The organism is Catelliglobosispora koreensis DSM 44566 (assembly GCF_000379685.1).
In the GTDB taxonomy this organism is placed as follows: domain Bacteria; phylum Actinomycetota; class Actinomycetes; order Mycobacteriales; family Micromonosporaceae; genus Catelliglobosispora; species Catelliglobosispora koreensis.
Genome location: NZ_KB903250.1, coordinates 494692 through 520067 on the forward strand (window position 1 = coordinate 494692; position 25376 = coordinate 520067).

Below are 25376 nucleotides of genomic sequence, written 5' to 3' on the forward strand. Positions count from 1 at the left end.
TCGCATGCTGCGACACGATACTCTTCACCAATGCGTGTGCAAGTCACGGGCGCAAAACGCATCGTCGTGAAGGTGGGGTCGTCATCGTTGACGACAGCGGCCGGCGGGCTCGACCCGGCCCGGCTGGCAAATCTCGTCACGGCTCTCGCGGGTGACCCTAGGGAGATCGTTCTCGTCTCCAGTGGCGCGATCGCCGCTGGCCTTGCCCCGCTTGGACTTCGCAAACGACCGCAGGACCTGGCCACGCAGCAGGCGGCAGCCAGCGTCGGCCAGGGTCGTCTCATCCACGCCTACACCGAAGAGTTCAGCAAGCACGGCCGGGTCGTCGGGCAGGTGCTCCTGACCGTTGACGACGTCACGCGGCGGGCCCATTACCGCAACGCCTTCCGCACGCTGCGCAAGCTGCTCGACCTTCGGGCCGTGCCGGTGATCAACGAGAACGACACCGTCGCCACTGAAGAAATCCGCTTCGGTGACAACGACCGCCTGGCCGCTTTGGTGGCCGCGCTGGTCCAGGCTGACTTGCTGATCCTGCTGTCCGATGTGGACGCTCTCTATACCGGCGATCCTTCGCTGCCAGCGTCTTCACTCATCCCGGTGGTGGACAACTTCGCCGCGCTGTCCGAGATCGCCGTGGGTGGCACGGGCAAAGCAGGCGTCGGCACCGGTGGCATGGTGACCAAGGTGGAGGCGGCACGCATCGCGACCGGCGCCGGCATTCCGGTCGTCCTGACCTCCGCGCCACATGCGGCCGGGGCCCTGCGCGGCGAGTCCGTGGGCACTCTGTTCACAGCGGGGGTACGAGGTGCCGCTCGCCTGCACTGGCTGGCTTACGCGACGACCGCCCGGGGACGCCTGCACCTGGATCAAGGTGCGGTCAAAGCCGTGGTCGACCGTCGTGCTTCGCTCCTGCCCGCGGGGGTGACCGCCGTTGACGGTGCGTTCATCGCCGGCGATCCCGTTGACCTGCTTGACGATTCGGGCCGCACGGTCGCCCGTGGACTGTCCAATTACGACGCTCTGGAGCTGCCCGCGTTGCTGGGCAAGTCCGGTCACCCTGAAGTTATCCACCGCGACGACTTGGTGCTCCTATGAACATGTATGAACGCGCTCGCGCCGCCGCTATCGCCCTGGCCCCCTTGACCCGGTCGGTCAAGGACAAGGCTCTCCTGGCGATGGCGGCCGCGCTCGAGGAGAACACGCAAAAGATCATTGAGGCCAATGGCGTTGACGTGGTGGACGCCCGGCTCGCGGGCACGGCCGAGTCAACCGTCGACAGGCTGATCCTGACCGACGCCCGCATTCGCGGCATGGCAGACGGCCTGCGAGAGATCGCCGGGCTGCCCGATCCCGTGGGCGAAGTCGTGCGTGGCGGCACGCTGGCCAACGGCTTGCAAGTGCGCCAGATCCGGGTGCCTTTCGGTGTCGTGGGCATCATTTACGAGGCCCGTCCCAACGTCACCGCCGACGCCGCCGGGCTGACCGTCAAATCCGGCAACGCCGTGCTCCTGCGCGGATCTGGCTCGGCCGCCCGGTCCAATCTCGCGATCGTGGAAGTGCTGCGCGACGCTCTCGATTCGGCCGGCCTTCCTCGCGACGCGGTGCAGCTGGTCGATTCGTCCACTCGCGACACCGTCAAGGAACTCATGCGCGCTCGCGGTCTCGTCGATGTGCTGATCCCCCGCGGTGGCGCGTCGCTCATCAAGACCGTTGTCGAAGAGTCAAGCGTTCCCGTGATCGAGACAGGTGTCGGCAACTGCCACCTCTACGTCGACGAAAGCGCCGATCTCGATATGGCACTGGAGATTCTGGTCAACGGCAAGGTCCAGCGCCCGTCGGTTTGCAACGCCCTGGAGTCACTACTCGTGCACCAGTCCGTGGCCGATGCCTTCCTCCCCCGTGCCCTCGACGCGATGGCAGACGCTGGAGTGACCGTGCACGGTTCGCCGGCGGTCTGCGCCTATGACCCGGCCGTTGTCCTTGCCACGGAAGAGGATTGGGGCACCGAATACCTCTCGCTCGACCTGTCCGTCGCCGTCGCCCCGTCGCTGGAAGCCGCGATCGAGCACATTAGACGGTACGGCTCGGGTCACTCCGAAGCGATCATCACGACGTCGCTCGACGCGGCACAGAAGTTCACCGCCGGTGTCGATGCCGCGGCCGTTTTGGTCAACGCTTCCACGCGTTTCGTTGACGGTGGTGAGCTGGGCTTCGGCGCCGAGATCGGCATCTCCACGCAGAAGCTGCACGCCCGCGGGCCGATGGGACTACCGGAACTCACGAGCACCAAATACGTCATCACGGGCTCCGGCCAAACTCGCTCCTAATTACGGCCTTGGTGCCGGGGCTCTCAGAAGCGGCAGGCGCGGATGGCTTGCAACGTGACGTTGACGTCGAAGAGTTCGCCGTCGTCTGAGGGCCAGCCGCCGTCGGAGCGCTGCGTTTCGGCGAGGCGCTTGCGAGCGGCCGACAACGTCCAGTCGTCGTCGGCGTAACCGGCGCGGCGCATCGACGCGCCCAGCCATGCGGTGTCGTTGGCGGTCATTCCTGGTACGCGCTCGGTGAGCACCACCGTCATCCGGGCTGACTCGTAGAAGGCACCCATGCGGTGCAGCACCGAGGCGGCAAGCCAGCCCGTGACAAGGAACGAGGGCCATGTGCCGTCGGGGTTCAGGCTCGCCTTGAGCACGTCGGCAGCACGCTCGACGTGTTCGTCGTAACCCTCGCCGATCGACAGCCAGAACGCGGCGTAGGCGGTCAGGTACAGGGTCGCTTCGGGGTCACCCGGCTGCGCCCACGGCGGGGCGTCGTGGGCGAGCGACTCGTCTTCTTGCCACGTGCCATCGGTGCGCTGCCGTGAGGCGAGCCAGTGCAGTGCGCTGCGTGCCTTGTGCCGTTGCAGGGCACCAAGGTCATCGAGTTGTGCCAATCTGAAGCAGGTGGCGTCAATAGAGGGCACACGACCGCTGTAAAAGGCCGGCCAACCGCCAGCCAGGGTCTGCCCGATTTCCGCCGCGGCGAGCATGTCCTCACTCGGTAAGGCGCCCGTGCGCAGGTAGGAGAGCCTTGCGCGGTCTACCTGGTCCCCTTTTGCCACCACGAAACCGATTGCCGCGTCCAGATCTACCACAGCGGCAAAGCCTACCGGAGGCGCGTTACGCAAGGTCAACTCACCGTTCGGCTAGAGAAAGATGTGGCACGTCTGTGGTGAACGCCTCGCCCCCGGCGATATCGAGGCGTTCACCCAGCGACGTGGAAATGATCGACAGTATTAGTAAGTACGGCAACCTGTATTCACCTGGAGGAATAGTCACGCCGGGTGCTAAGGTCCTGGTTCGGTCACGAGCTGGGAGTGAGAGGATGCTGCGGATTCATTTCACCGCTAGCGATCTGGCTCGCACCCGCATCGTCACCCAGCCAGATCCGCTTTGGGAAACCGCGTTGAGCATGCACGTGCTCCGCTCACCCGCACCGGACGCGCTCCTCGAAGGCTGGCGACTGCGCAATTCCCAACTGCTGCAAGCGACCAGCGGCCTCAAGGAACAGCTCGCCCTGGCTTCCATACTCAACCCGCCGCTCGGCTACTTTCCTGACTTCCTCACCCCGGCCGGAGCCTCAGCCGGGATAGACGCCGGGCTGCAAGCCCTGCTCTCGACGCCAAAGAAGCAACTTAAGGCGGAGATTTCCCAAGTCTGCGAGGCGAACCCGGCGATCGGGTCCACAGTGGAGGACATCGGGTCGGGCCGTCCGTCGGCACTGCTGTCGCTCGCGGGTGCCCTGCGCAGGTACTACGACGTCATGCTTGCTCCATTGTGGACAAACATCAGTGCTGCCGTCGAGGCCGACCGCACCCTGCGCGGTCAGCAGTTAGCCGATGGCGGACCGGAAGCGATGCTCAGCGACTTGGCTCCGCTCGGCCGGTTTCGTGGTGAAGTGCTGGAGCTGCTGCACCACCGCCAGGACCGCGACGTTCATCTGGACGGCCGCGGACTGACGTTGATCCCGTCTTACTTCAAGGAATCGGCGACGCTCATGGTGCTGGCTGACCCGGAGCTAGCGCCCGTGATCGTCTACCCCGTCCATCGAGGGACCAGAGTCGCCATTGACGTTCAGCGCACGGCACTGAGCGCACTCATTGGCCGCAGCCGGGCAGCCGTGCTGGAACAGGCGGCCAGCGGAGCCACCGTGTCACAGATCGCCAAACAGCTCGACATCTCACAGCCAAACGCCACCAAGCATCTCGCCGTCCTGCGCGACGCGGGACTGCTCCAATCGGTGCGGATGCGCAACGCCACCCGGCACGCGATCACGCCGCTAGGTCAGGCGCTATTGAAGGGCCAATAGCCCGCCAAGTTGACATGCAGCCATTCGGCTGCCTATCTTGAAAAGGCAGCTAATTGGCTGCATGTCTGGAGGCAATCGCCGTGGATGAGATCTTCAAAGCGCTGGCTGACCCCAGTCGCCGCGAGCTGCTCGACCGGCTAAACGCACGCAATGGGCAGACCCTGCGGGAGCTTTGCGACGGGCTGGGCATGGCGAGACAGTCCGTGAGCAAGCACCTCGCCGTGCTTGAGGCAGCCGATCTCGTGACCACCGCTCGGCGCGGCAGGGAAAAGCTGCACTACCTCAACTCGGCGCCGGTCAACGCGATCGCCGACCGCTGGATCGGGCACTACGCGCGCGAACGGGTCCAGGCACTCGCCGATCTCAAGAAGGCATTGGAGTCCGAGATGAACGAGTTCGTTTACAAGACCTACATCAAGACCACACCGGAGAAGCTCTGGCAGGCCCTCACCGATCCCGCCTTCACCAGCCGCTATTGGGGAGTCACCTTCGACTCCGAGTGGACCAAAGGCAGTCACGTGACCTGGCATTTCCGCGGCGCGACGATGGACGGGCCCGAACAGGTCGTGCTCGACTCCGAGCCCTACCGCAAGCTTTCCTTTACGTGGCACGACTTTACGCCCGAGTTCGGCAAAGAGATCGGCGCGGACGAGCAGACACTGTCCACATTGGCCGCCGAAAGCCGCTCGAAAGTCACCTTCGAGATCGAGCCCGCCGGTCAGATGGTCAAGCTAACCGTGACACACGACGGATTCGACGACGACAGCCAAATCCTCAAGGACGTCAGCGAAGGCTGGCTGCCGTTGCTATCAAGCCTCAAGACCCTGCTCGAAACCGGCGAACCGCTACCCGAGCCGGCCTAGCCGCGCGCGAATCACGGCGATTGCCACGCGAAAGGAGCCCGGGACGCGCGGACCTTCGTTGCCGCGCGGGAGCTCGCGGCCTGGGCCACGGCGGGCCGGCGCATAAAATGCTCTTGAAAAGAATGCGCCCCAGCGGCCGAAACCGCTGGGGCGCAACAACTATTAGTAGACAGGCAACGAGGAGTCGACTGTCTTGATCCAGGCGAGCACGCCGCCCTGCACGTGAACGGCGTCCTTGAAGCCAGCTTGCTTAAGCGCGGCAAGGGCTTCGGCGCTGCGAATGCCGGACTTGCAGTGCAGCACGATCTGCTTGTCTTGCGGCAGACTGGCGAGCGCTTCACCCGAAAGGATGTCGCCCTTGGGAATCAGGACACTGCCCGGGATGCGGACGATCTCGTATTCGGCTGGTTCGCGGACGTCGACGAGGTAGATGTCCTTCTCCGCATCCTGCCAGTCCTTGAGCTCGCGGGCGGTGATGGTCGAGCCGATCGTCGCCTCGGCGGCCTCGTCGGAAACGGCTCCGCAGAAGTCCTCGTAGTCCTCAAGGAGATCGGTGACGGTGGGGTTGTCTCCACATAGGACACACGACGGGTCCTTGCGAACCCGGATCTTGCGGTAGCTCATTTCCAGGGCGTCGTAAACGATCAGCGAACCGACGAGCGGCTCACCGGTGCCGGTCAGCAGCTTGATGGCCTCGGTGACCTGAATCGAGCCGATGCTCGCGCAGAGCACACCAAGCACGCCACCCTCGGCGCAGCTCGGAACCATGCCGGGCGGCGGCGGCTCGGGGTAAAGGCAGCGGTAGCAAGGGCCGTGCTCGGACCAGAACACGCTGGCCTGGCCGTCGAAGCGGTAGATCGAGCCCCACACGTAGGGCTTGCCCAGCAACACCGCGGCGTCGTTGACCAGATAACGCGTGGCGAAGTTGTCCGTGCCGTCAACGATCAGGTCGTACTGCGAGAAGATCTCGCGCACGTTGTCGCGGTCGAGAGCCGTGTTGTGGATGACCACGTTCACGTAGGGGTTGATTTCGCGGATCGAGTTCGCGGCCGACTCCGCCTTGGAGCGGCCAATGTCGGACTGCCCGTGAATGATTTGGCGCTGGAGGTTCGACTCATCGACGGTGTCGAATTCGACGATGCCGAGCGTGCCTACACCCGCTGCTGCTAGATACATCAGCGCCGGCGACCCCAGACCGCCGGCGCCCACACAGAGCACCTTGGCGTTCTTGAGCCGTTTCTGCCCGGTGACTCCGACGTCAGGGATGATCAGATGGCGGCTGTAGCGGCGGACCTCGTCCACCGAGAGGGACTCGGCTGGCTCAACCAGCGGCGGCAACGACATGATTGCATTCTCCTCTTCCCGGGTCGGGAACGTTATGCGACGTCCGCCACTCCTGTGACGCGGCCGCCCACGTTACGCAACAGGCTCGCCCGCGTATCGCTTCCCATCGAGATATGGCCATGGGTTCGCGGTGCAGCCGTCGAGTCCCAGAGTTTGGCGGTACATCGTCGGGGCGGGCTTGCCCTCGCCCGGGCAACCCTCGTGACCACGGCCGAGTTCATGACCGACTTCGTGGTTGATGACGTATTGCCGGTAGGTCTCCAGCGGAACGCCACCATCCACGTAATCTGGAATCGACTTGTGCCATCGATCGAGATTAATGATGACTTTCTTCCACTGCTGACACGACGTGTAGGGGATGCCGTCTACCCGAATGTCGAGACCGCTTTGGCTGCACATCTTGTGCGCCGTGTCGCGGGTCGCCAAGTGAATCGTGAAGTCATAGGGCTCACCGTCAGCCACGCGCTGGAAGCGCACCTGCTTGCCAGCGATCCAGCTGCGCGGGTCGCCGAGGGTCGCATCGACCATCCGCGTGAATTCGGTCAGGTCGTCGGCGGCGACATTGGACTCGGCCGCGATGCGGAACCGCTTCAGGGTCCCTGCTGTGCCCAGGATTTGCCCGCGCGTCGTGCCGATGACGAACGTGCCCGGGCCCGAGGCGGGCGGTTCGGCCTCGGCGAGCAACACGGGCTCGGGTGGTGGCACGGAGACGGCTGCGGCATCCGGCGCACCGGCCAGAACCGGATTGAGCGTGCCTCTGGAAGCCCGGAAATCACGGAACATGCTCGCCGCCACCAGAATCGCGCCAAGCGCCACCACGGTCAGCGCCCAGCGAAGCCGGCGGCGCTGAGCCTCTTGCCGCTTTTTCCAAGCAGGCTTGCGACTCAAGGTATAAGAGCAGCTAGGCGGCGGTTCACAGCGCTAAGCGTAGCCCGGACCACGGCCCGTCGGGGATCCCCTGACACCAATGCGGAGCCGGCGAGCTGCTCGACCCAGCCACCGCACACGAGCAGGACGACGACCACGGCGACATCGCAACTGCCCATCGGCACGAGCGCCGCGTGCTCCACGAAGCACCGGCCCGGCTCACCGGTCGTGGTGCCTTCCTTGAGCAGATCGTCGACAGCCGCGGCGGTCGCGGCAGCGCACAGCCGCAATACGTATGCGTCGACCGCAGGACCGCTCGCGTTGCCTGACGCCGTCTTGCCAGCCGTCGTTAAGCGCACCTCGACGGTCGCGTCGAGGCCAAAGGTGGTGGTCTGAACGTGCTCGATGATCGGGCGTGGACCCTGGTCGCGATCGTTTGGCAGCGCGGGTGACTGTGCTCCCGAGGGCGGCTCACCCTCTGGATTAGCGGTCCGCCACGTGGCCGCCGCGCGCTCCGAGGGACGAAGCTCGCCAGGCTGCCGGCGCGGCACGCTGACGGGATGACGCCGCCGCGACTCACGCCGCTCCTGTGCCCACGGCTCGTGTGGCGCGGGGGTTTGCCATGGCTCGGGCGGAGCAGGCGGCACGGCACCCAGACCCGTTCGGGGACCGGGCACGACCGGCGGGTCGGCCGGAGGTGGCGCGGGCTCGCCCTGTCCCGGGATCTTCGGCACCTCACCGGTCAGCGCGGCGTCGAGACCCATTTGCTCCTGAAGCATGCGCGCGACCTTGCGGCTGATGACCGCTGGGTCGGCGCCCTCGGCCAGCTCCAGGCGCAGATGATGAGCCCCGGCTGTGGTCGTGCGCATCGTCGCTTCCCGGACCCCGCCCACCCCGCGGACCGCTTCGAGAATCGCTTCCACATCGAAGCCCTCGGGACGGTCGGTCGGTGGCACGTCGTCACGGCGCAGCACATCGCGAATCTTGCTCAGCTGAGCCTTGTCTTCAAGCGGCTGGACAGGCGGATCAGGCACGTCTTGCGGCACATCTGGCTCGGCCGGAATGCGTTGCGGCAGCTCGGCTTCGGCATCCTCAGGCTCCGCGTCCTCGATGGGCGGCAGGGCCGGGCTCTCAGCATCTGGAAACGCCATACCGAACCGCTGGCCTAGCGTCAGCGCGGCCAGCGGCGGATCTTCTTCTTCGGCCGGAGCGACCGGCGGTGTCATAGCGGGCGGCAAGGGTGGTGGCGACCAGGCAATGGGCGGGGGTGCCCCGATCTGCGGCAGTCCTTGCTGTGGGGTCGGCGCGTCGAAGTCGAAACTGCCGTTGTCGAACGATCCGTTGTCGTGAGCGGCGTGCCGGGCGAACTCGGCTGACCGTTGAGCCAGCTCATCGGCGTAGGGATCTTCGGAACTCTCGGCTGGAACATAGGGGCTAAAGCGCGGTTGGATCAGTGTCTGCGTTAATGGATCATCGTCGGGAGGGAACACAGGAGCGTTGCCGCCAGCGAGGGCTTCGATGCCACGGCGATCGGCACCCGCGCTGGACCAAACTTCTTTGGCCCAAGGTGCCATATGCCCATTGGCTGAACCCTCGTCGTTGCGGTCATTATCGGTTTGTCCTAGACCATCCACCGTGCGCTCCTCGGTCGCCCAATGCTGAGGCTACCGTGAACGGTGAATGACGATAAGTTGCAACGACGGGCCAGTTGACAAGATCCGTCGAACGTCCGTCTAACGGAGGAGATCTTCATGACCGCGGCATCGAGCGCTACGGGGCGCCCGACCAGGCTTCCCCGCTCCGCACGACGTAAGCAGCTGCTGGCTGCGGCCCAGGATGTCTTCGTTGCCCAGGGCTACCACGCTGCTGCCATGGACGACATCGCCGAGCGCGCGGGCGTTTCCAAGCCTGTCCTATATCAACACTTCCCGGGCAAGCTGGAGCTTTACCTCGCCCTTTTGGACACTCACTGCGACGCGTTCGCCGAGCGGATCAAGGACGCGATGACGGCGACGACCGATAACGCGCTTCGCGTTCGCGGCGCCATGCGAGCGTATTTCGACTTCGTGTCCCACGAGAGCGAAGCGTTCCGGCTCGTCTTTGAATCCGATCTACGCAATGAATCAGCCGTGCGGGCACGCGTCGACCGGATGGAGCGCCTCAGCGTTGACGCGATCACCGAGACCATCATGTCGGACACCGGCGTCAACCGCGCCCGCGCCGAGATGCTCGCCGCCGGTCTTTGCGGCGCGGCTCAGGTCGCCGCGCGATTCTGGCTCGAGGGTGGCCGCGAAGTGTCGCAAGAGGAGGCTGAACAGCTCATCACGACATTGGCTTGGCGAGGCATCGGCAGCTTCCCGTTGCATCACGAGCACTGAGCTAAAGTCGCTTGGGACGCAACGAAGGGGAAGCGCGTGGAGGTCAAAATCGGCGTGCAATACGCCGCCCGGGAGCTGATTATCGACAGCGCCCAGTCGCCTGCCGAGGTGGAGGCGCAGGTCACGGACGCGATCGAGTCCGGCAAGAACACAATTACGCTCGTCGATGAAAAGGGCAAGCGGGTGATCGTTCCGGTCGACAAGCTCGCCTATGTCGAAATAGCCGAGGCCACGAGCCGCCAGGTGGGCTTCACCGTCCGCTGAGCTCCTGGTAAACGCGCCTCAATTAATGGCGTGAATGAATTTCTCACCACGTTTTGGTGACCCGGCCCATGTCGAACCCGTAGGATAGCGGAGTTGACATGGGCCGTGCCCATGTCGCGTGCGTGTGGCCCGTGGCTCATTAGCTACGTGCGGCCCCGCACAAAACGACGGATAGCGCCCTTATGTGGAAAAAGGGGCGCACTTAACAAGGGCACCCCATAACCCCATGAACGAAACTCTAAAACCAACCTTCTCGGAATTAGGCGCTAGGCCAGAAACAGTGGCCGCGCTTTCCGCGATGGGAATTGACCGGGCATTCGCCATCCAGGAATACGCACTACCTATCGGCCTTCGGGGCGGCGACATGGTCGGCCAGGCCCCGACCGGCACCGGAAAGACACTCGGCTTCGGCGTCCCCATCATCGACCGCGTGCTATCGCGCGAAGAAGGCGGCGACGGTACGCCGCAGGCGCTCATCGTCGTTCCGACGCGCGAACTTGGCTTGCAGGTCGCCAAAGACCTACAGGGCGCCGGGGCCACCCGTGGCATCCGGGTGCTGCCGATCTACGGCGGCGTCGCCTACGAACCACAGGTTGACCAGCTCAAGAAGGGCGTCGAGATTCTCGTTGGCACGCCCGGGCGGCTGCTCGACCTCGCCAAGCAGAAGCACCTCAAGCTCGACCGCATTCGCGCGCTCGTGCTCGATGAGGCTGACCGCATGCTTGACCTGGGCTTCCTCGACGATGTCGAGAAGATCTTGACCTTGCTGCCGGAAGACCGGCAGACCATGCTCTTCTCGGCCACCATGCCGGACCCGATCGTGACGCTGTCGCGCCGGTTCCTGCGCAACCCGGTGACCGTGCACGCGGGTCATTCGGCCGAGCCGGGCGTTAGCCCGCAGACCAAGCAGGTCGCCTATCGCACGCACCAGCTGAACAAGCTGGAGCTGCTCGCGCGCATCCTGCAGGCCAACGGCCGCGGTCTGACCATGATCTTCACGCGTACCAAGCGCAACGCCGACCGCGTCAGCGAGGATCTCGACTTCCGTGGCTTCGCTTCGGCCGCCGTTCACGGCGACCTGGGCCAGGGCGCTCGCGAGCGGGCCCTGCGGGCGTTCCGCGCTGGCAAGGTCGATGTGCTCGTGGCGACCGATGTGGCAGCCCGTGGGCTTGACGTCTCCGGCGTGACGCACGTGATCAACTACGACTGCCCGGAAGACTCCGAGACCTACGTGCACCGCATTGGCCGTACGGGCCGTGCCGGGGCCACCGGTGTCGCGGTGACTTTCGTGGACTGGGAAGACATGCCACGGTGGCGCCTGGTCGACAAGACGCTCGGCCTCGACCTGTCTGACCCGCCGGAGACCTATCACACCTCGCCGTGGGTCTACTCCGACCTGGACATTCCAGCGGAGGTGACCTCGACCCTGCCGTCAGCTCAGCGTTCGCGTGCTGGGCTGGGCGCGGAGGTGGAAGAGGACCTCGGTGGTGGCCGCCGTCGCCCCAAGCGTGGCAGCAAGACCGCTCCCGCTGACGTTCCAGCCGAGGCACGCCAGCCCCGGCGCCGGCGTCGCCTCACGGAAGTCACGCCTGAGGCCGCCGAAACGGTCGTTGACGCGGAGTCCAAGCCACGGCGTCAGCGCCGCCGGGTTACGGCTGAGGTCACGACGGAAGTCGTTACCGAGGCCGCCGAGTCAAAGCCGCGCCGCCGCCGGAGGAGCCGCAAGAGCGCGAGCGGCGAGCAAGCCGAAGGTTAGGGTGACCTAACCTTCGTGCTGTACGCTCAGTCTTCATGACGACACCCTTCTCGGCCCGCCTGCGTGCTGCGACGTGGGATGACCACAGCTCAGCGGAGCAAAGCACGTTCCTGGCGGACCTGACGCAAGGGCGGCTGACGGTCGCCGCGCACACCGCGCTGACCGCTCAGCACTACCTGATTTATGAAGTGCTGGAAGAGGCTTCACGGGCGATGGCCACGGACAGCATCGCGGGTCAGTTCCATGACCCGGTGCTCGACCGGTTACCCGCGCTGGCCGCCGACCTTGAGTTCCTCGCCGGAACCCAGTGGCGCGACCTGCTGGTGCCCACGGAAAGCACGACGGAATACCTGGCCAGGCTGCGCGAGATCGCGTTCACCTGGCCGGGTGGGTTCGTCGCCCATCACTACAACCGTTACCTGGGCGACCTGTCCGGCGGTCAGTTCGTCGGCAGCGCCATCGCCAAGTCTTACGGGCTGTCTGGCGACGGCTTGCGGTTCTACGACTTCAGCGCTCTTGGCAGCCTGCCGTCCTATAAGGACCGCTACCGCTCGCTGCTTGACTCAAGCCCATGGGACGAGCTGGAGCGCGGCCGTGTCATCGACGAGGTGAAGCTGGCATACCGGCTGAATCTCGGGGTGCTCGACGACCTCGGCAAGGTGCACGTCAACCCGTTCACCGAAGACGTGGTCCGCCAGATCATGCGGCACATGAACGGCCACCACACCGAAGACTCCCTCATCATCTGCCGGGCCTACGGCGGGCAGCCGGAGGCGACCGCCGCGGTGATGTCGGGAATGGACGCTGACGGCATCGACTTTCGCGTGACGGTCAGCGGCGGCAACGTCGCCGCCCGCGTGCCGTGGTCGCAACGGCTGACCTCACGCGCGCAAGTACGCGAGGAAGTCACCCGGATGTACCACGACGCCCGCGCGGAACTCGGTCTTCCGCCTGCCGAGGCACATTAGGGTGCGAGACTGTCGTTCGTGGAAACCGCGTTCGACGCCTTGCTCGTGCTCACTCAGCGCTATGCGTTCACTGAAGTCGCGGCCCTTCTGAGCGGGGGCGCCGCGGGTGAGCGGCTGTCCACTCGCGACGTAGCGCAGCTGCAGCAGTTGTGTGCGCTGGGGCAACGGCTGCTCGACCTCGACGCGGAAGACTTCGGTGAGCTGGACGCGGCCGCTGACGCCAACGTGGAGCACGCCATCGCCACGGAGGTCCACGGCGACGCCGTGCCGGAGTACCTGCGTGAGCGGGCGCTGCTGTGCCGCGTACCGCAGTCGTCTCGCGAACGGGAGCGTGGCGCCCTGGGCAGCCTTCGGCCCGTGTACCGGCTGCTGCTCGAAGTGATCGACGCCCGGTTCCGCCGACGGGAAACCAACGCGGTCGTCTCGTCGATGCACATCGCCAGTGAATACGCGCCACTGCTGGTGTGGGAGCGGGTGCTGGGCCACGCCGCTGACCCGGCCCGGGTGGGCAGTGCGGTCGGCGGAGATGGCTCCGCGTGGGGCAACTTTGAGGACCGTGAGTGTCCGCACACGAAGACGGAAAAGTCTGCCGCTAAACGGATTCTGACCGTGTCGCAGGAAAACGACGCGGGCTGGCGCACCTACCTGGCCCGTCAGCATTCCAATGTCTCGCACGCGTTTGGCGTGTGCGCCTCGGCGTGCAAACGGCAATGCACTGTCTACACGCGACTCTCGCCAGCTGACGCTGAGATCGCGACACACGGGTGCCGGCTTGCCTTGACGCTCAACGATTCCGCCATCATGCGGCTGCGTCACAGCGCTCCAGTCGGGCATGGCTTCGGGGTGCCTTCCATCCCTCAGCTGCTCGAAACCTGGGATCGTACGAGGACGTCGCTCGGCCGCATCGAACCGTCCATTATGGACGATGACGGCTTCCCCTTGCCCGGTTTCGCCACGCTCGTGTCAGTGCTGGCTAGCGAGCCGCTCACTCAGGACACGCTGCTGGCCGACACCGCTGGCGAGATCACGACACTGCTGCAAGCTTATGGGAAAGTGCCGGAGTGACCTGCCACTGCTCCATGAGGGCTGCCAGCTCGGGATCACTTTCCGAAGAGCCCCGCAACACTGCCCGGATCAGGGCGTTGCGTGGGGTGTGCGCCGAGTCGATGAACTCCACGACTTCCACGTCATAGCCGTTTTCGCGCAGCAGTCCGGCACGCAGCGCGTCAGTGAGCACGTCGGCGAACCGCTCCCGCAAAATCCCGTGCGCTGTAAGCAATCCGGGCTTGTGCTGACGCAGCTGCCGCGAAATGTCCTTGTGACAGCAGGGCGCGGCGAGCACCCACTTCGACTGCCACCGCACGGCACGAGCCAGCGCGTCATCGGTGGCGGTGTCGCAGGCATGCAACGCGAGCACTATGTCGGGTGGTTCGATCTGCACGTCGGCGATCGTCCCGGCGACGAACCGCACCCGGTCGCCCCAGCCCAGCTTCTCGGCCAGGGCAGTGTTGCGCTCGCGCTGGTCCTCGCGGACGTCGACTCCGGTGAGACTGACGTCCAGACCGAGGCTCGACAAGTACGCATAGGCGGCGAAGGTCAGATAGGCGTTGCCGCAGCCGAGGTCGGCCACCTTGAGCGGCGCGGAAATGTCGGTGGGTAAATGCCTGAGGAAGGCGTCCACCTGGCGCCGTTTAGCGGCGTTGCCCCCGATGACGTCAAACAGCGGATCGCCCGGATCGAGCAGGTGACCTTTAACACGATCGTGTTCAAGTGATGGCCTAGCAGCAGGCGGGCCTGAGCGATGCACGATCGCGCCCTTCTTCGTCGCCTGCAGCCGGACCGTGCCATCGACCGTCTCCACGACCCAGCTGCCGAACGGCTCAGCGAGGAGTTTGCCCACGGTCGCCTCGTCACCCACGGGAACTAGCACGGTGGTGGGGCGCTGACCGTCCTCGGTGACGACCTGCCAGCGCTCGCCCGCCTTGACGGCGACGGGCCGCAGGGTCACCCGTTCGCACGACGGAGTCGCGCCCCGGCGCTGCCCGCTCCCTACCGCACGGATCAGTCCAGGGCGCAGCAGCGCCGCACGGATCTCGGTCAGTGCGTCTTCAAGGGAAGCCATCCCATAAGCATGCCTCGCAGGGCGTCATCCCAGTCGGAGCCCCCGGAGTTCTCCAGGTTTGTCACCCAAGTCTCGCCGTAAATCACGAACAAGATCATGAAGACTAAGAAAGCTATGCTGAGCGCCACACTGATCCAACCCAGGATGACGCCGGTCAATGCCATGCCGCCGCCCTGCTCATCACGTTGGCGGATCTTCCGGCGCGCCACGTGACCAAAGATCGCCCCCAGCGCGCCAAGCACGATCCCGCCCACCCCCCAGGTAAAACAGGCCGCTGGCAAGGCGATGATCGCGCAAACCATGCCCGCGATGGCGAGCCCGTTCGTGGGGCGAACCACCGGATAGCCGTAGCCATATTGCGGTGGTGGCGGGGTCCACTGCGAGGAGAACTGTTGGTTAGGGTCGGTCATGGCGCAAAGAGTAGGGCTTGCCGGCTACTGGCGTCAGCCCGGGCAAACCGGCAGGATCAACCCATGGCTGACATCTTCCGCCTAGACGGCAAGAAGGCTCTCGTGACCGGTGCGGGCAGCCCGCATGGCATCGGTTTCGCGACGGCAAAACATCTAGCCGCCCATGGCGCCAAAGTCGCGATCGTCTCCACCACTCGCCGCATCCACGAACGCGCTGGCGAACTCGGTGTTCTTGGCTTCGTGGCGGACTTGACGCTTGAGGCGGAGGTTGGCGCGCTCGCCGACGCGGTGACCGAACAGCTTGGTGAGATTGACATTCTTGTCAACAACGCCGGGCTGACCAGCCGGGCCAGCGTCGAGGTCATCCGGCCGGTCGCGCAGCTTTCCTTCGACGAATGGCGCGCCGAAATCGACCGTAATCTCAGCACGGCTTTCCTTTGCAGCAGAGCGTTTCTCAGCGGCATGGCCGAACGCGGCTGGGGCCGCATCGTCAACCTCGCCGCGACCGCGGGACCGGTCAACGCCTTGCCAGCCGAAGCCGGTTACGCCGCGGCGAAGGCCGGCGTGCTGGGTCTGACGCGTGCTTTGGCTATGGAACTCGTCGCCGATGGCGTCACGGTGAACGCTGTCGCGCCAGGGATCATCCACACATCCGCGTCCACGCTGATCGAGCTCAAGCAGGGTTACGACACCCCGATGGCCCGGCCCGGCACGCCTGACGAAGTCGCCGCGGCGATCACGTTCCTGTGCTCCCCCGGCGCTAGCTATGTCACAGGTCAGATGCTGGTTGTGGACGGGGGCCAAAGCGTACGCCAGGGTTGATCACGACTAACGCGACCCCGGCCAGCAGCAGCGCGATCCCGCCCAGCGTGATCGCGCTGACTTTTTGCCCCAGCCATAGGTAGCCCAGCAGAATCGCGCCCGGCACCTCCAGCAGCACGATCACATTGATGGTGACCGCCGGGACCTGCTTGACCGCGTAGTTGAGCATCGAATGCCCGAGCAGTTGCGGGCCAACGGTGAGCCCAATGATGGCCAGCCAAGCGCCTGCCGCGAAACCCGTTATGGGGGTACTAGATAGAGCGCACACAAGCCCCAAAGTGATGGCGCACACTCCATAGCAGACAGTCGTGTAGGTCGTCGTGCTCAGCTGAGCCCGGACCCGCTGCCCGAGCAGGGTGTAGAAAGCGCCCGCGATCGCTCCGCAGATCGCCAGCGCGTCGCCAAGAAGTGCGTTGCCGCCCGCTTGCAGATCGACTCCCGTGGCCAGCACCGCCCCGCCGACGGCCAGTCCCATCCCCGCCCACGTCCACCCACCGAGCCGGTTTCCGCGCAACGCCATCAGCAACCCGGCCCAAACCGGTTGCGTGCACACAAGTGCCGTCGCTGTCGCGATGCTCGTGAGCTTGACGCTCGGCACCCACGTGCCAAAGTGGACGGCCAGCGCGAGTCCCGCGAGCGCCGAGGAACCAAGGGCAGCACGATGGCTGAACTCCTTCTTGACCGCGGCGGCGGGCAGAAGAACCGCTGTGGCCAGGGCGTTGCGCCAAAAGGCGATCGCCAGCGCGGGCGCGGCGGCATAGGCGATCAACGCACCCGAGGACGACACCGCCACGATCCCGACCACTAGTGCCGCAATCGTTAGTGCGTCCCATCTGGCATACATGCGCAAGGAGCTTAGTATCTTCGGCATGAGCGAAGCTTGCGGAGCGAATCGGGATTGCAGGGTGCCTCGCGCCTCATGGCGAAACTCCGCGCTCTTTGGAGTTTCGCTATGACTGGGCCTCTGGTTGACGAGGCGGCGAAGAAGGCGGGAATCGCCTGGGTTTCCATAGACGGCGGCCCGGCTTTCGCGGTCTGGTGCCTGACGATCGATGGCGCGATATGCGTCGTGACCGGCCAGGGCGAGCAGGATCTGCCCGGGCTTGAGGTCGCCAGCACCGTTTTCGTGACCCTGCGCGGAGACCATGGCGGGGCGATCGTGAGCTACCCGGTCACCGTCGAGCGCATCAAGCCCGAAAGCGACCGGTGGGAAGTCATCGCGCCGCAGATGGCCTCCAAGCGGCTCAATGCCAGCGGGACAGCCGAGGACCTGATGGCCCGGTGGGCCAAGGAATGCGCTCTGTGGGCGATGTCAGCGGCCGGTGAGCCAGCAGGACTCGGTGCCGACGACCAGCGGGCAGAGCCGAGGCCATCAACGGCGGTCAACGCGACGCGAATGCCCTTCAAACTGCACAAGGTGCGCAAGCCCAAAAAATAACCGCGCTCTGCAAGGGGTTCTTCAGAGCGCGGTGCGTTCCCTCGATGGTGCCATGGCTCACGCCGGAGTGCGAGAGTTAATTCATGATCACCATTAGGGGTAGCATGGCGCTCATGTCCGAAGCGCTCCTTGCCGCCCTTGCCAAGGTCAATGACCCGGAAATCCGCCGGCCCATCACTGACCTCGGCATGGTTGAGTCCGCGATTGTCGATGGTTCGACCGCGCGCGTGCACATTCTGCTCACGGTGGCGGGTTGCCCGCTGCGCGACAAACTGCGTTCGGACATCACCGAAGCGGGGCTGACCGTCCCGGGCGTCTCCGTCGTGGAGATTGACTTTGGCGTGATGAGCCAAGACCAGCGGCAGGACTTGCAAAAGCGGCTGCGTGGTGGCAGCCAGGGCGGTGGTGCTGAGCCAGTCATTCCGTTCGCCCAGCCGGGTTCGCGCACGCGTGTCTACGCGATCGCCTCCGGAAAGGGTGGCGTCGGCAAGTCGAGCGTCACCGTCAACCTCGCCGCCGCACTCGCCGCCCGTGGCCTGTCCGTCGGGGTCGTCGACGCCGATATCTACGGCCACTCCGTGCCGCGCATGCTTGGCGTTAAGGGCCTCCCGACCCAGGTCGAAGACATGATCATGCCGCCGCAGTCGCACGGCGTGAAGGTCATCTCGATCGGGATGTTCACCAGTGGCAACGCCGCTGTCGTGTGGCGCGGGCCGATGCTTCACCGGGCACTGCAGCAGTTCCTCGCCGACGTTTACTGGGGCGACCTCGACGTGCTGCTCCTCGATCTTCCGCCGGGCACCGGCGACGTCGCGATCTCCCTAGCCCAGCTGCTGCCCAGCGCCGAAATCATCGTGGTGACCACGCCGCAGATGGCCGCCGCTGAGGTCGCCGAGCGCGCGGGAGCGATCTCGCTTCAGACCCATCAGCGCCTGGTTGGCGTGGTCGAGAACATGTCCTGGCTGCCGATGCCTGACGGTTCGCGGATGGAGCTGTTCGGTTCCGGCGGCGGACAGACGGTCGCGGATTCACTGACCAAGATCACTGGCGCCCGGGTGCCCCTGCTGGGACAGGTGCCCATCGACACGCTCGTGCGTGAAGGGGGCGACGATGGCACGCCTGTCGTGCTGTCGGACTGGGATTCGCCTGCGGCAAAAGCGCTAAACGCTATCGCCGACCAGTTGGCCGTGCGCCGGGAGTCACTGGCTGGCAAGCCGCTCGGGCTAGCGCCAGCCCGCCGCTAAGTCGCGTCGTCGTAGCTCGCCTTGACGGCGGGCTGCGCCGGACTCGATGCTCCGGCGAGCGGCGAATTGAGGTCGGCTGCGTCCTTAACGTGCGCCACGTCCTTTTTGACGTCGTCGTAAAGGTTCTGCAGCGGGCGCCGCAGCGCGGCCTCGTCTTCCTCGCTGAGGATGTGCTTGCGCACGAAGTTCTTCGGGTTGAGGTCTTCGAGCTTGATGTCGGTGCCGAGTTCCCGGCTGAGATCGCCGGTGGCGTTGTTAGCCATCGCGCGCAGGCTGCGCAGCATGCGCATGCCATCGCCAATCACCTTGGGGAGGCGCTCCCCAAAGATCAGCAGGGCGATCAGCAGGAGCCCTGCGAACTCCCAGGCGTTTAGGTTCTCGAACACGTCCCCAGATTAGGCCGCCGCCGCGGTCGTTACCAGCCCTCACTTGGCGTCGGCGGCGAGTGTCACGTCGACGTTATGGCTGCTAGGGCCGCGTTTGTAGGTCACCGAGACCACCTCACCTGGTGCAGTTTTCCGCACAAGTGCGATGAGATCAGCTGGCTCGGTCAGCGGTTTGCCATCGAAACTCGTGACCACGTCGCCGGCCTTCATGCCCGCCACGTCGGCCGGGCCGGAGGTGGCCACACCGCGCAACCGCACCCCGTTGACGGAATCTTCGAGTTCGGCGCCGATGACGGTCCGCCGCGCGCGGCCGTTCTGGATGATCTCGGACGCGACCCGTTCGGCGTGATTGATCGGGATCGCGAACGCCAAGCCGATGTTGCCCGCACTCGCCTCGTCGCCAGCCATCGACTTGATCACGGCGTTGATGCCGATCACCTGACCCGCCGCGTCGACCAGCGGGCCGCCCGAGTTGCCGTGGTTGACGGCGGCGTCGGTCTGAATCGCGGCGTAGTAGCGCATGTCCCCTTGACCCGAACCTGTCGCGATCGGACGGTCAACCGCGCTCACGATGCCTGCGGTTACGGTGCCACGTAAGGCGAGCGGCGATCCGATCGCCATCACGTGATCGCCCACGGCGACCAGATCCGAGTTGCCCAGTTTCGCCGCTACGAGCTGGCCCGGCTGCATGATCCGCAGCACGGCCACATCGCTTTCCGGGTCAGCACCAACGATTTCGGCCTGAGCAGTCGCTCCGTTGTCGAAGATGATGGTCGCCAGACCCGACCCGCCCGCGACGACGTGATCGTTGGTGATCACATGACCGTCTTCGGAAGCGACGAACCCTGATCCCAAAGCCGTTCCGCCATCGACAGACATGCGGATCGTAACGACACTCGGCAAGACCAAACTCGCAACAGCGGCGAGGCTGTCCGGCGCGGGAACAGGTGGTGGCCCGGCGATTTGCGCCCGCACACTCGTGCCGTCAGTGCCGGTAAACCGTACGCCGACGGCCGCCCCGAGAAGGCCGGCGACCAGGGCGGAAACAACACCGACGATTCCCGCGAGCCACCAGGCCCGGCTAGGTTTCGGTGGTTCGGGAGGCAATGCTGGTGGCGGGCCGGCCGGGGCCGGGCGCGTTAGGACGACCAGAGAATTCGGATCGCGCCACGGATCGTTAAGAGCATCGGACCACCAGTGGGATGGCGGCGGGGGCAACGGTGGTTCGCTGGGATCCTCTCCGCCGTCAGCCGGCCGTCGATAAGCCCAGCCGTCGGTCACGTGCCTGCCTCCGTCCACAGGTTCATATTCGCCATACTTGGATTTCAGAATGGCATGCAACTGGCGTGTTTTTCTCACATTAGAGAGGAAAGAGCGGTCAATTGGCTATTGACACTGATTTGACCGGATCCTTCCATCAGGAAGACTTGATCCTGCAAACCGCCCGGGGCCTGGCCGCCGAAGTTGGCCTCACCCCCGTCAGCGAGGCGACCGGAGCGCTCCTAGCTCTGCTCGCAGCCGCCAGCCCAGCCAAATCCGTGGTGGAAATCGGCACCGGCACCGGTGTCAGTGGCCTATGGCTCCTGCGCGGCATGCGAAGCGACGGCGTCCTCACCACGATTGATATCGAAGGCGAATACCAGCGGATGGCCAGGCGCCTATTCACCGAGGCAGGCTTTCCATCCGCACGCACGCGCATCATCACCGGCCGGGCACTGGAGGTGCTGCCCCGGCTATCCGACGGCATCTACGACCTGATCTTCATCGACGGCGACCGGGCCGAAGGAGAGTCCTACGTGGAGGCCGCCGGGCGGTTGCTGCGCAAAGGCGGTCTCGTCATCCTGCGCGGCACGCACGGCGCGACGTCCATTCGCGACAGTGGATTGTGGGCACCGGCCGTCATTCCGTCCGGGGATGGGCTAGTGGCGGCTATCCGGCTCTAGCCAGCAGCCAGCGCACCATGGTGCGCACGCCCCAGCCGGTGGCACCGCGAACCAGTTCGCCGTCATCGGTTTCCGACCACGCCGGCGCGGACAGATCGAAGTGAGCCCACTTGTCCCGCGCCGGCCCGACGAACTCGCGCAAGTAGAGCGCGGCTGTGATCGCGCCCGGGTTCCCGGCGGCGTTATTGAAGTCCCCGAGATCGGCGATGACGTCCTTGGCGTATTCGTCGGCCAATGGCATGCGCCAGACCGACTCCCCGGCTTCGCGTGCGGCGTCTGACAGCGTCGCGGCTAGCTCGTCGCTGGCGGTGAACATCGACGCGATCTTCGGGCCCAGCGACACTCGCCCGGCTCCGGTCAACGTCGAGATGTCGATCAGCACATCGGGCTCAAGGTTGGCGAACGCGTAGGCGAGCACGTCGGCCAGGACCACACGGCCCTCAGCGTCCGTGTTGTGGATCTCTGAGGTCAGGCCGCCGTAGTGGCGTACGACATCTCCAGAGCGCCAGGAACTGCCAGAAACCATGTTCTCCGCGAGCGGTGCCAAGGCGGTGACCCGGAACGGCAGATTGAGCTGTGCCGCGGCGAGCACGATCGCACACACGGCGGCCGCACCGCTCATATCCTTACGCATCAACAGCATGGCGTCTGGCGGCTTGATGTCGACGCCGCCGGTGTCATAGGTGATGCCCTTGCCCGCGAACACGATATGTTCCGTGGCGTTGGGCGGGTTCCAGCTCAGCTCAACAAGGCGCGGGCTGTGGGCCGATCCTCCGCCGACGGCGAGGATGCCGCCGAAGCCGTCGTCGGCGAGCTGCTTTGGATCGCGGACCGTGGCGCTCACGCCAGGCATCGCCTCGGCCCGGCTGACCACCTGCTCGGTGAACCACTCCGGTGTCTTGATGAGCGAAGGCGTATTGGTCAGGTCACGCGCGAAGTTCGTCAGGCTGGCGACCGCTGAGGCCGTCTTCAGCACGCTTTGACGCTCCGGGGTGTCCGCGCACAGCACTTCGGCTGAGGCGAGCAGACGCACCTCTTCGGGCTTGTTCTCACGCAGCCGGTATTTGTACTCGGCGAGCCACAGCCCTTCGGCCAGGCCGCGAAGTGCCTCGGGTGCCAAGTCTTCGGGCACGACAATGGCGATTGTGGCGTCCTTGGCGGCCTGCCGTGAGATGGCCGCGCCCGCCAGCCGCCATCCGGTTTCGTCGCCTGATCCCACGCCCGCAAAAACAATCTTGGTGGGGGTACGCAGCGGGCGCTTCCAGCTCTCGGCCTGGCCTGGCTTGGCCAATTGCCCGGACTCGGACAGAAACGAGGCCACCTCGGCCCCGATCTCTGCCGGGACCGCGGCGACGGGAACCGCCGCGGAACTGTCCGCCTTGCGGACTGGGACCACTAGCACCTGCGATTGCTTGCTCGTGGTTGAGCCCAGCCTTATCGAGATCATCTAACCGCCCTGTCAGGAGTACCTGAGCTGACCTTACTTTGCCCGGGAGTGCGCGAAGCAACCCGGGCAAAGGACAGGTCTAGCTCAGCTGACCGCGGTCTTCAGCGCCTCTCCGAGCGCGGTCGCCTCGTCCGGAGTCATCTCCACGACGAGCCGTCCACCGCCCTCGAGCGGGACCCGCATAACAATGCCCCGACCCTCTTTGGTGACCTCCAGCGGACCGTCGCCCGTCCGCGGCTTCATCGCCGCCATGTATGTCTCCCCTCGACGCTCGCACCCAAGCTTTTGCTTATTTGGCCTCCGACACCGCCAACCTCCGTGCGGTTGGGTAGGCCGCAACTAGGGGTGCCAACCAATGATTTTCCCTGATGGAGTCCCAGCCGGCCAAACCGGGCTGGTCACGTTGTGACATCTTCTCGCCAGCGGGGTTAACTTCTGTCACAATCTCCCCTCATGCAGGCCCGTTCGGCCCTCTTTGACCTCTATGGCGATCATCTGCGGAAGCGAGGCGGGATAGCACCGGTTTCGGCGCTCATCCGGATGCTGGCTCCGCTCGGCATCGCCGCACCCGCCGTGCGCACGGCTGTCTCGCGCATGGTGCGCCAGGGCTGGCTTGCGCCTGCTCGCACGACGGGCGGCCCGGGCTACCGCCTGACGGCCCGCGCGGTGCTGCGGCTGGAGGACGCGGCGGCCCGCATTTACCGCACCGGCAACCTCTCGTGGGATGGCCACTTCGATCTGCTGGTAGTGACGAATCCCACGGGACGCGCCGAGCGCGATCGGCTCGCGGCCAACCTGACCTTCCTCGGCTACGGGCGGTTGGACGGCTCGGCCTGGGTCGCGGCGCGCCCGGCTGGTGAGGCGGACGAGATGCTCAACGAGGCCGGGGTGCGTTTTGAGCGCTTCTCCGCCGCACACACCGGTGGCGCGGCGGGTGCCCGGGTGATGGTCGGCCGGGCGTGGGATCTGGCCGCGATCGGGGCCGAGTACGCCACTTTCGTCGAACGCCTGACACCGGTGCTGCGCTCCGTGCCCGAAGATGACCAGGCGGCGTTTCGCGCCCGCAGCCAGCTTGTGCACGAGTGGCGTGGTTTCCTTTTCCGGGATCCCCAATTGCCACCTTCGCTGTTGCCGGATCCGTGGCCGGGTCAGGCGGCAGCCATATTCTTCGATCGTCACGCGACCCGCCTGCGCCCCGCGGCGGACCGTTTTGTAGACCAGTGCCTCGCCGACAAGGAGACCTGATGTCCGACACGTTATTGGTGGAGCGCGACGGGGGCGTCGCGACGCTCACGCTCAACCGCCCAGACTCATTGAACTCGCTCGACACGACGCTGAAGCTCGCGCTGATGGAGGTCCTGCCCGAGTTGGCGGCTGACAGCGCGGTACGGGCGATCGTGCTGACCGGGGCAGGGCGGGCTTTCTGCGTTGGCCAGGACTTGCGTGAGCACGTGTCCAATCTGGACAACGCTGAGCCGCTCAACACCGTGACGGAGCACTACAACCCGATCACGCTCGCCCTGGCGGAGATGCCTAAGCCGGTCGTCGCCGCGGTGCGGGGAGCAGCCGCCGGAGCCGGCGCGTCGCTGGCGCTCCTTGCCGACTTCCGCATCGGCGGACCGTCCACGAGCTTCTTGATGGCCTTCGCACGGGTGGGCCTAGCTGGCGACACGGGCGTGTCCTGGACGCTGCCCCGGCTCATCGGGCACGCGAAGGCCACGGAGCTGCTGATGCTGGCCGAGCCGGTGAAAGCCGATGCCGCCCTGAACCTGGGCTTGCTGACGAAGCTGGCCGAGGAAGACGAGCAGGTGCTGCCGCAGGCTCAGGAACTTGCCGCCAAACTCGCCGCCGGGCCGACCATCGCGTTCGGACAGATCAAGGCGGAGCTGCACAAGGGTGCGTCGGTGGGTCTGGCCAAAGCACTGGCGATCGAAGCGGTAGCGCAGATGGTCTGCGGTGGCACGCAGGACCACAAAAAGTCGACCATCGCTTTCGTCAACAAGGAGAAGGCGGTCTTCGAGGGCCGCTAATCCTCGTCTTCCTCAGGGTCTTGGCCGGCGGGCTCGCCATCGACGTAAGCCAGCATGGCGAGCTCGTCGTCCACTGGGGACACGAAGACAGGAAGGTCGTGCGGCCCCAATTCGCCGACGTAGCGCCAGAATTCAGCTGCCGCCCCGGCTTCGTCCTCGGCCTCGATCGGCATCGAGACGCTTACCAGAAACCGCTTCACGAGATGTGGCACCCTTCGATGTGGTCGTCGACCATTCCCGTCGCCTGCATCAAGGCATAGCACGTGGTCGGCCCGACGAACCGGAATCCCTTCTTCTTCAAGGCTTTTGACATCGCGATGGATTCCGGTGTCGTCGCCGGGATGTCCGCCTTGCGCTTGCCGCGCGCCGGGGCGTAGGACCACAGCAGCTCGTCCAGATCGACCTCCAGCGCCACCCGGGCGTTGGCGATAGTGGCCTCGATCTTCGACCGGTTACGCACGATCCCCGCGTCAGCGAGCAGTCGCTCGACGTCAGGTTCCCCGAAGGCGGCCACTTTACGAATCTTGAAGTTGGCGAACGCCTTACGAAACGCCGGGCGCTTGCGCAGGATCGTGATCCACGACAAGCCTGACTGGAAGGCTTCCAGCGACATTCGCTCGAAAAGCTTGTCGTCGCCGCGCACCGGCTGACCCCACTCTTGATCGTGATAGGCCTCGTAAAGCTCACCGACCGCCCAAGAACACCTGGCCAGGCCATCGGCGCCTATTGTCACGCCCGCCATAAGTGAAT

At 65.4% G+C, this 25376-nt stretch carries 28 protein-coding genes; 15 read left to right on the top strand and 13 right to left on the bottom strand.

The window, feature by feature from the left end; translation table 11 throughout:
* Positions 1 to 30 precede the first annotated feature (30 nt).
* Complete coding sequence (gene proB / locus A3E1_RS0109525; RefSeq protein WP_020520526.1) at positions 31 to 1095, top strand: glutamate 5-kinase; 1065 nt, start codon at positions 31 to 33, stop codon at positions 1093 to 1095.
* Positions 1096 to 1097: 2 nt separating this feature from the next.
* Positions 1098 to 2327 carry a glutamate-5-semialdehyde dehydrogenase gene (locus A3E1_RS0109530; protein WP_020520527.1) on the top strand — a complete coding sequence of 410 codons (1230 nt, stop codon included), beginning with the start codon at positions 1098 to 1100 and terminating at the stop codon, positions 2325 to 2327.
* Positions 2328 to 2350: 23 nt separating this feature from the next.
* Here the strand turns inward: A3E1_RS0109530 and A3E1_RS0109535 are convergent, their stop codons facing one another.
* Positions 2351 to 3130, bottom strand: coding sequence for a prenyltransferase/squalene oxidase repeat-containing protein (locus A3E1_RS0109535; RefSeq protein WP_026208263.1), 780 nt, complete (start codon positions 3128 to 3130; stop codon positions 2351 to 2353).
* Positions 3131 to 3360: 230 nt separating this feature from the next.
* Between A3E1_RS0109535 and A3E1_RS0109540 the strand changes: the two genes are divergently transcribed.
* Positions 3361 to 4344, top strand: a complete 984-nt coding sequence (locus tag A3E1_RS0109540; protein WP_020520529.1) for an ArsR/SmtB family transcription factor — start codon at positions 3361 to 3363, stop codon at positions 4342 to 4344.
* A gap of 80 nt (positions 4345 to 4424) precedes the next feature.
* Positions 4425 to 5207, top strand: a complete 783-nt coding sequence (locus tag A3E1_RS0109545; protein ID WP_020520530.1) for an ArsR/SmtB family transcription factor — start codon at positions 4425 to 4427, stop codon at positions 5205 to 5207.
* A 162-nt stretch (positions 5208 to 5369) separates the two neighbouring features.
* Here the strand turns inward: A3E1_RS0109545 and moeZ are convergent, their stop codons facing one another.
* The 3 genes from moeZ to A3E1_RS39620 form a co-directional block, all read right to left on the bottom strand.
* The gene (gene moeZ, locus A3E1_RS0109550; RefSeq protein WP_020520531.1) at positions 5370 to 6551 is read right to left on the bottom strand and encodes an adenylyltransferase/sulfurtransferase MoeZ; all 1182 of its coding nucleotides are present in this window, start codon (positions 6549 to 6551) and stop codon (positions 5370 to 5372) included.
* Positions 6552 to 6623: 72 nt separating this feature from the next.
* Positions 6624 to 7439, bottom strand: coding sequence for a DUF3152 domain-containing protein (locus A3E1_RS39615; protein ID WP_026208264.1), 816 nt, complete (start codon positions 7437 to 7439; stop codon positions 6624 to 6626).
* Positions 7436 to 9052: a hypothetical protein gene (locus tag A3E1_RS39620; RefSeq protein WP_020520533.1), complete on the bottom strand. Its 1617-nt coding sequence runs from the start codon at positions 9050 to 9052 to the stop codon at positions 7436 to 7438. The genes A3E1_RS39615 and A3E1_RS39620 overlap by 4 nt, the downstream gene beginning before the upstream one ends.
* A 117-nt stretch (positions 9053 to 9169) precedes the next feature.
* Between A3E1_RS39620 and A3E1_RS0109565 the strand changes: the two genes are divergently transcribed.
* The 5 genes from A3E1_RS0109565 (at position 9170) to A3E1_RS0109585 (ending at position 13849) form a co-directional block, all read left to right on the top strand.
* The gene (locus tag A3E1_RS0109565; protein WP_020520534.1) at positions 9170 to 9796 is read left to right on the top strand and encodes a TetR/AcrR family transcriptional regulator; all 627 of its coding nucleotides are present in this window, start codon (positions 9170 to 9172) and stop codon (positions 9794 to 9796) included.
* Positions 9797 to 9832: 36 nt separating this feature from the next.
* Positions 9833 to 10060 carry a DUF3107 domain-containing protein gene (locus A3E1_RS0109570; RefSeq protein ID WP_020520535.1) on the top strand — a complete coding sequence of 76 codons (228 nt, stop codon included), beginning with the start codon at positions 9833 to 9835 and terminating at the stop codon, positions 10058 to 10060.
* 226 nt (positions 10061 to 10286) lie between these two features.
* Positions 10287 to 11816, top strand: a complete 1530-nt coding sequence (locus A3E1_RS39625) for a DEAD/DEAH box helicase (RefSeq protein WP_051104919.1) — start codon at positions 10287 to 10289, stop codon at positions 11814 to 11816.
* 35 nt (positions 11817 to 11851) lie between these two features.
* Entirely contained in the window at positions 11852 to 12784 is a 933-nt protein-coding gene (locus A3E1_RS39630) for a biliverdin-producing heme oxygenase (protein WP_020520537.1), read from the top strand.
* Positions 12785 to 12802: 18 nt separating this feature from the next.
* A complete protein-coding gene (locus A3E1_RS0109585; RefSeq protein ID WP_020520538.1) occupies positions 12803 to 13849 on the top strand; it encodes a hypothetical protein in 1047 nt (348 codons plus the stop codon).
* Here A3E1_RS0109585 and A3E1_RS0109590 read toward each other — a convergent pair.
* On the bottom strand, positions 13809 to 14906 hold the full coding sequence (locus A3E1_RS0109590; protein WP_020520539.1) for a class I SAM-dependent methyltransferase: 1098 nt from the start codon (positions 14904 to 14906) through the stop codon (positions 13809 to 13811). The genes A3E1_RS0109585 and A3E1_RS0109590 overlap by 41 nt on opposite strands.
* Complete coding sequence (locus A3E1_RS44585; protein ID WP_083929417.1) at positions 14882 to 15316, bottom strand: DUF4190 domain-containing protein; 435 nt, start codon at positions 15314 to 15316, stop codon at positions 14882 to 14884. Before A3E1_RS44585 ends, A3E1_RS0109590 begins: the two co-directional genes overlap by 25 nt.
* A 63-nt stretch (positions 15317 to 15379) precedes the next feature.
* Between A3E1_RS44585 and A3E1_RS0109600 the strand changes: the two genes are divergently transcribed.
* Positions 15380 to 16138, top strand: coding sequence for an SDR family NAD(P)-dependent oxidoreductase (locus A3E1_RS0109600; protein WP_020520541.1), 759 nt, complete (start codon positions 15380 to 15382; stop codon positions 16136 to 16138).
* Here A3E1_RS0109600 and A3E1_RS0109605 read toward each other — a convergent pair.
* Complete coding sequence (locus tag A3E1_RS0109605; protein ID WP_051104921.1) at positions 16086 to 17009, bottom strand: DMT family transporter; 924 nt, start codon at positions 17007 to 17009, stop codon at positions 16086 to 16088. The genes A3E1_RS0109600 and A3E1_RS0109605 overlap by 53 nt on opposite strands.
* A gap of 81 nt (positions 17010 to 17090) precedes the next feature.
* Here A3E1_RS0109605 and A3E1_RS0109610 point away from each other — a divergent pair, with 81 nt between their 5' ends.
* A complete protein-coding gene (locus A3E1_RS0109610; RefSeq protein WP_020520543.1) occupies positions 17091 to 17576 on the top strand; it encodes a hypothetical protein in 486 nt (161 codons plus the stop codon).
* Between the two features lie 104 nt (positions 17577 to 17680).
* On the top strand, positions 17681 to 18820 hold the full coding sequence (locus tag A3E1_RS0109615) for an Mrp/NBP35 family ATP-binding protein (RefSeq protein ID WP_020520544.1): 1140 nt from the start codon (positions 17681 to 17683) through the stop codon (positions 18818 to 18820).
* On the opposite strand, the gene A3E1_RS0109620 is transcribed toward A3E1_RS0109615, so the two are convergent.
* On the bottom strand, positions 18817 to 19206 hold the full coding sequence (locus tag A3E1_RS0109620) for a Sec-independent protein translocase family protein (RefSeq protein ID WP_020520545.1): 390 nt from the start codon (positions 19204 to 19206) through the stop codon (positions 18817 to 18819). The genes A3E1_RS0109615 and A3E1_RS0109620 overlap by 4 nt on opposite strands.
* A 39-nt stretch (positions 19207 to 19245) precedes the next feature.
* Positions 19246 to 20487: a S1C family serine protease gene (locus A3E1_RS0109625; protein ID WP_020520546.1), complete on the bottom strand. Its 1242-nt coding sequence runs from the start codon at positions 20485 to 20487 to the stop codon at positions 19246 to 19248.
* A 101-nt stretch (positions 20488 to 20588) separates the two neighbouring features.
* On the opposite strand from A3E1_RS0109625, the gene A3E1_RS0109630 reads away from it, so the two are divergent.
* Positions 20589 to 21149 carry an O-methyltransferase gene (locus A3E1_RS0109630; protein WP_020520547.1) on the top strand — a complete coding sequence of 187 codons (561 nt, stop codon included), beginning with the start codon at positions 20589 to 20591 and terminating at the stop codon, positions 21147 to 21149.
* Here the strand turns inward: A3E1_RS0109630 and A3E1_RS0109635 are convergent.
* Positions 21136 to 22551 carry a leucyl aminopeptidase family protein gene (locus A3E1_RS0109635; RefSeq protein WP_407637348.1) on the bottom strand — a complete coding sequence of 472 codons (1416 nt, stop codon included), beginning with the start codon at positions 22549 to 22551 and terminating at the stop codon, positions 21136 to 21138. The genes A3E1_RS0109630 and A3E1_RS0109635 overlap by 14 nt on opposite strands.
* Before the next feature lie 129 nt (positions 22552 to 22680).
* A complete protein-coding gene (locus tag A3E1_RS45985; RefSeq protein ID WP_020520549.1) occupies positions 22681 to 22848 on the bottom strand; it encodes a DUF3117 domain-containing protein in 168 nt (55 codons plus the stop codon).
* A gap of 201 nt (positions 22849 to 23049) precedes the next feature.
* Between A3E1_RS45985 and A3E1_RS0109645 the strand changes: the two genes are divergently transcribed.
* A complete protein-coding gene (locus A3E1_RS0109645; RefSeq protein WP_020520550.1) occupies positions 23050 to 23841 on the top strand; it encodes a PaaX family transcriptional regulator in 792 nt (263 codons plus the stop codon).
* On the top strand, positions 23841 to 24626 hold the full coding sequence (locus A3E1_RS0109650) for an enoyl-CoA hydratase-related protein (protein ID WP_020520551.1): 786 nt from the start codon (positions 23841 to 23843) through the stop codon (positions 24624 to 24626). The genes A3E1_RS0109645 and A3E1_RS0109650 overlap by 1 nt, the downstream gene beginning before the upstream one ends.
* Here the strand turns inward: A3E1_RS0109650 and A3E1_RS0109655 are convergent.
* Together A3E1_RS0109655 and A3E1_RS0109660 are read right to left on the bottom strand one after the other, a co-directional pair.
* Positions 24623 to 24826, bottom strand: coding sequence for a hypothetical protein (locus tag A3E1_RS0109655; RefSeq protein ID WP_020520552.1), 204 nt, complete (start codon positions 24824 to 24826; stop codon positions 24623 to 24625). The genes A3E1_RS0109650 and A3E1_RS0109655 overlap by 4 nt on opposite strands.
* Positions 24823 to 25368, bottom strand: coding sequence for a DNA-3-methyladenine glycosylase I (locus A3E1_RS0109660; protein ID WP_020520553.1), 546 nt, complete (start codon positions 25366 to 25368; stop codon positions 24823 to 24825). The genes A3E1_RS0109655 and A3E1_RS0109660 overlap by 4 nt, the downstream gene beginning before the upstream one ends.
* Positions 25369 to 25376: the final 8 nt, after the last annotated feature.